The 8,491-nt window shown below is 70.3% G+C and carries 9 protein-coding genes; 5 read left to right on the forward strand and 4 right to left on the reverse strand.

The window, feature by feature from the left end:
• The 5 genes from Y706_RS26455 to Y706_RS0118725 form a co-directional block, all read left to right on the forward strand.
• Positions 1 to 365 (forward strand): LysR substrate-binding domain-containing protein (locus Y706_RS26455; RefSeq protein WP_253906833.1); only part of this gene is annotated, 365 nt, incomplete at its 5' end.
• 86 nt (positions 366 to 451) lie between these two features.
• Positions 452 to 1,432 carry a DMT family transporter gene (locus Y706_RS0118710; protein WP_028277794.1) on the forward strand — a complete coding sequence of 327 codons (981 nt, stop codon included), beginning with the start codon at positions 452 to 454 and terminating at the stop codon, positions 1,430 to 1,432.
• A gap of 9 nt (positions 1,433 to 1,441) precedes the next feature.
• A complete protein-coding gene (locus Y706_RS0118715) occupies positions 1,442 to 1,903 on the forward strand; it encodes a metallopeptidase family protein (protein WP_028277795.1) in 462 nt (153 codons plus the stop codon).
• A gap of 10 nt (positions 1,904 to 1,913) precedes the next feature.
• On the forward strand, positions 1,914 to 2,834 hold the full coding sequence (locus tag Y706_RS0118720) for a cation diffusion facilitator family transporter (RefSeq protein WP_028277796.1): 921 nt from the start codon (positions 1,914 to 1,916) through the stop codon (positions 2,832 to 2,834).
• A 190-nt stretch (positions 2,835 to 3,024) separates the two neighbouring features.
• Positions 3,025 to 4,533 carry a C40 family peptidase gene (locus Y706_RS0118725; protein WP_028277797.1) on the forward strand — a complete coding sequence of 503 codons (1,509 nt, stop codon included), beginning with the start codon at positions 3,025 to 3,027 and terminating at the stop codon, positions 4,531 to 4,533.
• A 6-nt stretch (positions 4,534 to 4,539) separates the two neighbouring features.
• Here Y706_RS0118725 and Y706_RS0118730 read toward each other — a convergent pair whose 3' ends face one another.
• The 4 genes from Y706_RS0118730 to Y706_RS0118745 all read right to left on the reverse strand — a co-directional run.
• Entirely contained in the window at positions 4,540 to 5,352 is an 813-nt protein-coding gene (locus Y706_RS0118730) for an ABC transporter permease (protein ID WP_275450891.1), read from the reverse strand.
• Positions 5,353 to 5,476: 124 nt separating this feature from the next.
• Positions 5,477 to 6,550 carry an ABC transporter ATP-binding protein gene (locus Y706_RS0118735; RefSeq protein ID WP_028277799.1) on the reverse strand — a complete coding sequence of 358 codons (1,074 nt, stop codon included), beginning with the start codon at positions 6,548 to 6,550 and terminating at the stop codon, positions 5,477 to 5,479.
• A gap of 58 nt (positions 6,551 to 6,608) precedes the next feature.
• Positions 6,609 to 7,697 carry a LolA family protein gene (locus tag Y706_RS0118740; protein ID WP_028277800.1) on the reverse strand — a complete coding sequence of 363 codons (1,089 nt, stop codon included), beginning with the start codon at positions 7,695 to 7,697 and terminating at the stop codon, positions 6,609 to 6,611.
• Positions 7,698 to 7,806: 109 nt separating this feature from the next.
• Positions 7,807 to 8,491 (reverse strand): hypothetical protein (locus Y706_RS0118745; protein WP_028277801.1); only part of this gene is annotated, 685 nt, incomplete at its 5' end.

An 8,491-nucleotide genomic window follows, 5' to 3' on the forward strand; every position in this document is an offset into this window, starting at 1 on the left:
GCCGCCGCTGGTTTGGGGCGGGTGCGACCGGCGCGACGCTCGCCGCGGCTCCCGTTGTGGTCTTCGACCGCAAGGACGACCTGCAGGACCGCTGGCTGCGCCGGGTCAGCCGGGCCTCCCTGCAGCCGCCGCGCCACTATGTGCCGGCCGCCCAGGAGTTTGGCGATGCCATCCGCTGGGGCATGGGCTGGGGCATGATGCCCGAGATCGAAATCGGCGAGGACCTGTTGGCCGGCAGGCTCGAGGCCCTCGCCCCACGGGCGCACGTGGACGTTGCCCTCTACTGGCAGCAGTGGCGGCGCGGCTCGGCGGCGCTGAACGACGTCGCGGCCGCTGTCCGGACGGCGGCGCGCGTCCTGCGCTGAGGCCATACGGGATGTTGGCAGGATCTCGACTAGACGTGACCGATTCCCGCCAGCCGGGAGGAGGCGGGAACGGCTACATTGGCAGCATGGCAACAACCGCCGCATCCGGCCCCACTCCGTCCGCAGGCCCCCACGAAGGGTCTCCGCACGCTGCCCCCGCACCCGCCCCGCAACCCGCGCCGCCCCCTCCCGCACAGCCGGCCACGATCAGCAGGCTCGGCATCGGCGCCGTCGTCGTCACCGTGGTCCTGTGGGCCTCCGCCTTCGTGGGCATCCGCGCTGTAGGCCCGAGCTTCTCCCCTGGCTCCCTGACGCTCGGCCGGCTGGCCGTTGCCGCCGTCGTGCTGGGCCTGCTGGTGGTGCCCAAGCTCAGGGGCCTGCCCCGCGGCCGCGAGTGGTGGCCCATCCTGGCCTATGGCGTCATGTGGTTCGGAGGCTACAACGTGGCCCTGAACGCCGCCGAACACATGCTCGACGCCGGCACGGCCGCCCTGCTGATCAACGTCAACCCCATCCTGGTCGCCGTCATGGCCGGTGTGATCCTGAAGGAAGGGTTCCCGCGCTGGCTCATCATCGGCAGCCTGATCGCGTTCGGCGGCGTGGCCGTGATTGCGCTTGGTTCCGGCCAGCGGTCGACGGCGGACGTGGCCGGCGTCCTGCTTTGCCTGCTTGCGGCCGCGCTGGCGGCCGTGAGCGTGATCGTGCAAAAACCGGTGCTCCGCAAGTTCCCGGCCGCCCAGGCCACCTGGTTCGGCATCATGGTGGGCGCCCTGTGCTGCCTGCCCTTCAGCGGCCAGTTGGTCACCGAGCTGCAGGCCGCTCCCCTGCCGGCCACCCTGGGCCTGGTCTATCTGGGCATCTTCCCCACTGCGATCGCATTCACCACCTGGGCCTATGCGCTCTCGATGATTGATGCGGGACGCCTCGCGGCCACCACCTACCTGGTCCCGGGCACCACAATCCTGATCTCCTGGCTGGTTCTGGGCGAGATTCCGACCATCTGGGGCCTGGTGGGCGGCGTGATCTGCCTTGTGGGCGTGGGGCTGACCCGGCGCCGGTCCCGCTAGAGTTTGCCTATGCCCTCCTCCCTCCCGCCCGGCCTGCCGATCGTTCCGAACGGCGGGGACGGCAATGCCGGCGGGGACGATGGTGACGGCCCGGACGACGCCCCCTTTCCGATGTCCGAGGCCGATTTCGAGGCTGCCGTGAGTGATGCCCTCGACCGGATCCCGCCGGATCTGGCAAAGACCATGAGCAATGTCGCGATCTTCATCGAGGACGACTACACCCCGCAGCCCGGGGAGGATCCGGACACCGTGCTGCTGGGGCTCTATGAGGGGGTGCCCCTGACCGAGCGGGACTCCTGGTGGGACGCCGGCTCGCTGCCGGACCGGATCACCATTTTCCGCCAACCCATCCTGGACATCTGCACCTCCCGGGAGGACGTGATCGAGGAAGTCACCGTCACCGTGGTGCACGAGATCGCCCACCACTTCGGCATCAGCGACGCGCGCCTGCACGAGCTCGGCTGGGGATAGCCTTGTAGGCATGGGACACGACCACAGCCACTCGCACGGCCTGACCGCCACCGGCAAGCACCGCAAGCGCCTGGTCGCCGTCCTGGCCATCACGCTCGCCGTGGTGCTCGTGCAGACGATCGGTGCGGTGGTCTCCGGCTCCCTGGCCCTGCTCGCCGATGCCGGACACATGCTCTCGGACGCAGCCGGCGTCTTCATCGCCCTGCTGGCCGCATGGATCGCCACCCGGCCCGCCAGCGATCTGCGCACCTACGGTTACCAGCGCGCCGAAGTTCTGGCGGCGCTGGCGAACGCACTGGTCCTGATCGTCATCTCGGTGGTCATCTTCACCGAGGCCATCCGCAGGCTCGGCACCACCCCCGAGGTCCACACCGATGTCATGCTCGCGGCGGCGGTCCTCGGCGCCGTCGCCAACCTGGTCTCCCTGCTGATCCTGCGCGGCGCCCAGAAGGAAAGCCTGAACGTCCGCGGGGCCTACCTCGAAGTCCTGGGGGATCTGCTGGGGTCCTTTGCCGTCATCGCGGCGGCGGTGGTCATCATGGTCACCGGGTTCCAGGCGGCCGACACCATTGCCTCGATCCTCATCGCCCTCATGATCCTGCCCCGGGCCTGGCACCTGCTGCGCGACGTCGTCGACGTGCTCCTTGAGGCCACGCCCAAGGGCGTGGACGTTCAGATGATCCGCGACCACATCCTGGCGGTGGACGGCGTGGTATCCGTCCACGACATCCACATCTGGACCATTACCTCCGGTGTCCCCGTCTTCTCCGCCCACGTGGTGGTGGAAGACTCAGCGCTCGGCGCCAAGGGCGCCGACCGGGTCCTGGACAAACTGACCAGCTGCCTTGGATCCCATTTCGACACCGAACACTGCACGTTCCAGCTCGAGCCCACCACGCATTCAGAGCACGAGGCCCACCAGCACGCCTGACCGTCGGCAGGACACACCCGTCACGGACGTGGCCAAATGACACTCGTGTTGTTTATGTTATTCATGTGACTCGTGTTGCCAAAGTAGCCTTTGGCACGTAGCCTCATGCCTGCTGGGTGATCCGCAGAGGGCTTTCACGCGCCAAATCCGACCTCGCTCACTCCAGCCTGAGACTTCAGCGAGGTTGCCCATGAGTTGGATCCGATCCGGCCGCAAGACGGCTGTGCTCTGCACCGCCGTCGTCCTCCTCGGAACCCTCGCGCTCCCGGCCCAGGCCGCGCCGCTGACCTCCGCGCTGATTTCTTCGCAGCTTTCTGCGCAGGGGCGCCCGCCGCTGGAGACTGCCGGCCGGGTTCCGGCGTCGCCGGAGATCCCCTCACCGGAAGAGATCGCTGCCGCCAAGTCCAGTGCGAGCTCGACGGCGGCAGAGGTCACCAGGATCGACGGGCTTTTGGCCGACGCATCGGCCGGCCAGGAAACCAGCCTCGCAGCATCCCTGCAAGCAAATAACGCGTACGGCGAGGCCCTCGTGGAGCTGGCCACACGCCGTGACGCGGCGGCTGTGGCGGCCGCCAGGGCTGCCGCCGCCGGGGCAGAACAGGCCAAAACCCGCAAACAGCTGGGCCAGCTGGCCGGTGACCTGTACCGCAACGGCGGCCTGAACCCGGCCCTCAGCAGCTTTGTCAGCGGCTCCGGGCGGGCCCTGGAGGATGCCGCCACGCTGGAGGCTGTAACGGCCGGACGCGCGCGGGCCTTCGAGTCCGCGGAAAACGCGGCCACGGCCGCGCAGTCCCTGACCGAAGCCGCAGCGGACGCCAACCGCGCCGCCGACGAGGCCGCCGCGACTGCCGCGGACCGCAAGGCCGACGCCGACCGCGCCGCCGCAGCCCAGCGCCAGGTCGTGGCCGATGCCAAAGCGCAGCGCAGCGCGCTCGTGGACCAGCTGGCAAGCCTGAGAAACACCACCGCGGCGCTGGAATCGGCCCGGGTGGACGCCCTCGACCGCCAGCGCCAGCAGGCTCGGCTCGCAGCACTGACCGCAGCGGCGGGCCCCGCGCCGCAGCCTGGCACGGGTTCACAGCCGGCACCAACAGCTCCGGGACGGGACGATTCGGCCGCAGGACAGCCAGCCGCTCCGGCTCCCGCCGACGTGCCGGCCCCCGCTGCAGCGCCCGCACCCGCACCGGCACCGGCACCAGCACCAGCGCCCGCACCCGCGCCGGCATCCGGGCCGGATCCCGCGCCAGTACCTGCTCCGGTCCCCGCACCGATTCCTGCCCCGGTTCCGGCGCCAGTACCTGTTCCGGTTCCGGCGCCGATTTCTGGCGGGTCAAACCAGACCGCGATTTCGGTGGCGCTCGGCAAGACCGGATCGCCATTCTTCTACCAGTACGGCGGAACCGGGAGCTATGGGTTTGACTGCTCGGGCCTGGTGCAGAATGCGTTCGCCGCGGCAGGGAAGTACCTGCCCCGCACTGCCTCCCAGCAGTTCGCCCAGGCCCCGGTCCATGTCCCGCTCTCCCAGGCGCGTCCGGGCGATCTGTTCGTCTGGGGTTCGGCCCCGGGCTTCTACCACGTGGCCATCTACCTCGGCGGCGGCCGCGTGGTCCAGGCGCTGAACCCCGACGCCGGCATTACCGTGACCGATGTTGCCGCCATGTCCGGGATGCAGCTGTACGGCTACGCGGCCCGTTACTGAGACTGGCTAGGAGAGCACGTCCTTGGTGATGAACCTGCCGTAGGCCAGCGCGCTGAAGACGGCGACGTAGCCGCCCTGGAGGAGGGCATTGGCGGCCAAGGAATCCCAGGAAACCGGCTGCCGGAGCAGATCGCCAAAGTCCAGCCAGTAGTGGCTGAAAAGCCAGGGATGCAGCCACTCGAGTTGCGGCAGCGCGTCCAGGACCTGCGCGACGACCGAGAGCACCACGGTGGCCGCCATGGCCCCCACCGGAACATCGGTCAGGGTGGAGATGAACAGCCCGATCGCCGACAACCCCAGCAGCGAAACCGCCAGGTAGGCGGCGATCAGCAGGAGCCGGACCATGGCCTCGCCGGTGCCGATCGTGTCGCCGGAGAGCAGGGTCACCGGCCCCACGGGGAAGAGCGCCGCGCCGATTCCGGCCCCGGTCAGGGCAATCACGAGCGGGGCAACGATCACGAACACGGCCGCCCCGGCATATTTGACGATCAGCAGGCGGATCCGCCCGGCGGGAGCCACCAGCAGGTACCTCAGGGTCCCCTGTCCAGCCTCCCCGGCGATCGTGTCTCCGGCCACGACGCCGACGGTAAGGGGCAGGAACAGCGGAACGGAGACCACCATTGCCGTGACGCCCACGAACAGGCCGTTCTGGGCGATCCGATCCAGGAAGGCCGGCCCGCGGCCTGCCGGCACGGCCGAGGAGACCCGCACCGCCACCGCGATCAGAATCGGGATGGCCGCCAGCGCGCACAACATGGCCCACGTCCTGCGGCGGCGGAACAGCACCCCGAGCTCGGACGCCAGCAGGTCACCGGTCAGGGACCCGCGCCGGACCGGCGCAGCGCCGGCCCCGCTGTCCCCGCCAGCGCCTGCGGCCGCTTCGCTGTGTCCCGGCGCCGGGGCAACTGACGGGCCGGCTGCCGGATCGCCCGCGGATGAGCTGTTACTGGACAACGTCGAACCCCTCCCCCGTCAATGCCACAAACCGGTCCTCAAGGCTGGCCTGTTCGGTCGCGAAGCCGCGGACCCGGACCCCCGCCGCCACGAGGGCCGCCACCACGGCTTCCGGCTGCACGGCCGCCCGCTCCACGGACCGGGATGATCCTCCGTCTTCCCGGGCTGCCGGAGCCCCAGCCGGAGCCGGAGCCCCAGGCAGTGACGCGAACAGGGCCGCGTCGGTCCCGGAGCCGGCGGCACCGGAACCAGCGCCACCGGGAGTACGGCCGTCGGTGCCCAGGGTCGCGGTCAGGCCGAGGCCGGCCAGCACCTGCGCCGCGGTACCCGGGTCCGGGGTCAACACGCGGATCCTTGCCTGGCCGGCCCCGCGCAGTTCCGTCAGGGTTCCCTGCGCCACCAGCCGGCCAGCGCTCATGATGGCCGCATGGGTGCAGATCTGCTCGACCTCGGCCAGCAGGTGGCTGGAGACGAACACCGTGGCGCCGTCGGCCGCGAGCGATCGCACCAGGCTCCGCACCTCACGGGTGCCCTGCGGATCCAGCCCGTTGGTGGGCTCGTCCAGCACCAGCAGTTCCCGCGGGGCGAGCAGGGCGTTGGCGATCCCCAGCCGCTGCTTCATCCCCAGCGAGTAGGCCCGGACCAGCTTGTCCGCGGCGTGCGTCAAACCCACCCGTTCCAGGGCCGAGTGGACGCGGGCACGCCGCGTCGCGCCCGAACCATAGGGGTCCGCGGCGTCCATGCGGCGCAGATTGGCGGCGCCGGAGAGGAAGGGGTAGAACGCCGGTCCTTCCACCAGCGCCCCGACCCGGGGCAGCACGTCATTGAGTTTGCCGGGCATCTCCTCGCCCAGCACGCGCATGGAGCCTCCCGTGGCCGTGGCCAGGCCGAGCAGGAGCCTGATGGTGGTGGTCTTCCCCGAACCGTTCGGGCCCAGGAAACCAAAGACCGCGCCTTTCGGCACGGCCAGGTCGACGCCGTCGACAGCCATCTGCTGGCCGAACCGTTTGGTCAGGCCCGTGGTCTCAATGCTCAGCTCGGCCGCCGGCCCGGCGGCGCTCACGCGGCCGTCACCGGATGGTCAGGGAGCAACCGTCGGCCACCGGATACCGCGCCGGACATCACTTCTGTGCGGCAGCGGCCTGGAGCCGCCCCGGTGGCACGGAGCCGGCGACGACCCGGCCGTCGTCGAGCACCAACACGTTCACCAGCGCGGTGGACAAAAGCCGGCCGCCCTGGACCGGGACGGTGGCCTGTTCGAGCAGGGCCGTGGCGTCCGACGCCGGGCCGGCCGTTCCCGCCGGGAACTCAACAACCGAGTCCCAGCCGGAGCCAGTGACGGCCGGCTTGCCGGCGCGGTCCTTGGCCGCCGGCGCCGTCGCGTTCCCGGCGTCGTTTCCGTGCTTGTGCTCCTTTACCGGAATCTCCTCGACCGTGGCACCCGGCGGCGGGGTGAATGTGAAGACCGACGCGTCGGGGGCCCCGAGGGTCAGGCTGGTGTAGGCGACGCGGAAGGCGGGATCGGACTGTCCGCGAGCCTTGATCTCGACGCCCAGCGGCAGACCGGTCTGGCCGTCAACGGCTACTGCGATGGACCCGACCAGCGTCGCATCGGACTTTGGTGTCAGCACCAGGTTGTAGGCGGGCCGGCCGGCTACCTGGACATCGGCTCCCACCGCCACGTCGGTGCCCGGTTCGATCTTGGCCAGTAGCATCGCGGCGAGCTGGTCGGGGGTGGCGGTGACGTCGCTGCCGGCGCTGTGACGGCCTGTGTCACCGGCGTCGTTGGCCGGGAGCTGGGCATGGGCGGCCGTGTTGTCCTTGGAGTTGTAGAACCACACGTCGTTGCCGTGGCGGATAGCGTTGCGTTCGGCCAGCCGGTCCATCACCTGGACGCGGGCGTTGTCCGGGCCGTCGCGATAAACCCGCGCGGTGTGCGGCCCCGTCAGCAGTTCGAGCCATGCCGTACCTGACGGGGCCGAGCCGGCACCGGTCTTGGGCAGCTCGGGAAGCCCGAGCGCAGAAGACTGTTCCAGGGTTCCGGAGAGGGCGGGCTCGCGGTGCTGGGCAATCAACTGCAGCACCTGCTCCGGCGTCTTGGGCGGCAGGGGATCCCCGGCGCTGGCGGGCAGGGATCCGGCCAGCGCGCCGGCGGCAATAACGGCAGGAACGGCGGCAGCAGGCAGCCAGCGCAGCCACGTGCGCGTCATCGGGACCGCGCTCCGGAAAGAGATGTTCCAACTATCCGCGCCTGGGGAATGCGCGCTTCAGTGCAGCTCATAGGTCAACAGTACGCCTGGCCCCGGCAGCCCGGTTATCCTACTTCAGCACATTAATGGTCAGTTCCACGGCGCCCAGCAGGAACGCGAGCACGGAGGTGCCCAGGCCCGCCACGAGCAGCAGGCCGGGATGGGCCAGGCCCACCACCACCCGCCTCAGCCGCGGCCTGTCCCGCAGGAACTTCTTGGGCACGGCGCCCGGTTCCGGCGTTTGTTTCCAACCCCGGAGCCGCCGCAGGAACCAGGCGCAGCGAATGATGAAGGCCAGCCACAGTACGGAGACCACCAGCGGGATCGCGGCCAGCAGGAGGTTGAAGCCCACCGCGGTGACCTCGCGTTCGGACGCCCCGACGAGTGACTGGAGGGTGGTTGAGATCGAGGCGCTCATGACCACGGACACGCCCCACACGAGGAAGGCGGCGATCAGGGCCAGGAAGCGGACGAAGAAGTGGCCCAGGACCGTGTCCCGGCGCGGCTTCAGGTAGCGGCGCGGGGTGGCGTGCAGAAGGGCGATGCTTGCCAGCAGCGTCGGCAGGGCGGCGAGGCCAACCAGCACATACCAGGACCAGCCGGCCAGATCCAGGAACTCGTCGGCCACGATCAGCACCGCCCAGAACCCTGCCCACGCCCAGCCGGCGGTGAGCGGACGCCCCACGAACCACTCCGGCAGCCACGCGTCCGGGTCCGCGGGCGCGGGGGGCGCGCCAGTCGCGGGCGCGGGGGGC

Source organism: Arthrobacter sp. I3 (assembly GCF_000520575.1).
In the GTDB taxonomy this organism is placed as follows: Bacteria; Actinomycetota; Actinomycetes; order Actinomycetales; family Micrococcaceae; genus Arthrobacter; species Arthrobacter humicola_A.

Coding starts and splice junctions, on each gene's coding strand:
- Y706_RS0118710 (WP_028277794.1), top strand. CDS start 452: ATGGCAACAACCGCCGCATCCGGCCCCACTCCGTCCGCAGGCCCCCAC.
- Y706_RS0118715 (WP_028277795.1), top strand. CDS start 1,442: ATGCCCTCCTCCCTCCCGCCCGGCCTGCCGATCGTTCCGAACGGCGGG.
- Y706_RS0118720 (WP_028277796.1), top strand. CDS start 1,914: ATGGGACACGACCACAGCCACTCGCACGGCCTGACCGCCACCGGCAAG.
- Y706_RS0118725 (WP_028277797.1), top strand. CDS start 3,025: ATGAGTTGGATCCGATCCGGCCGCAAGACGGCTGTGCTCTGCACCGCC.
- Y706_RS0118740 (WP_028277800.1), bottom strand. CDS start 7,697: ATGACGCGCACGTGGCTGCGCTGGCTGCCTGCTGCCGCCGTTCCTGCC.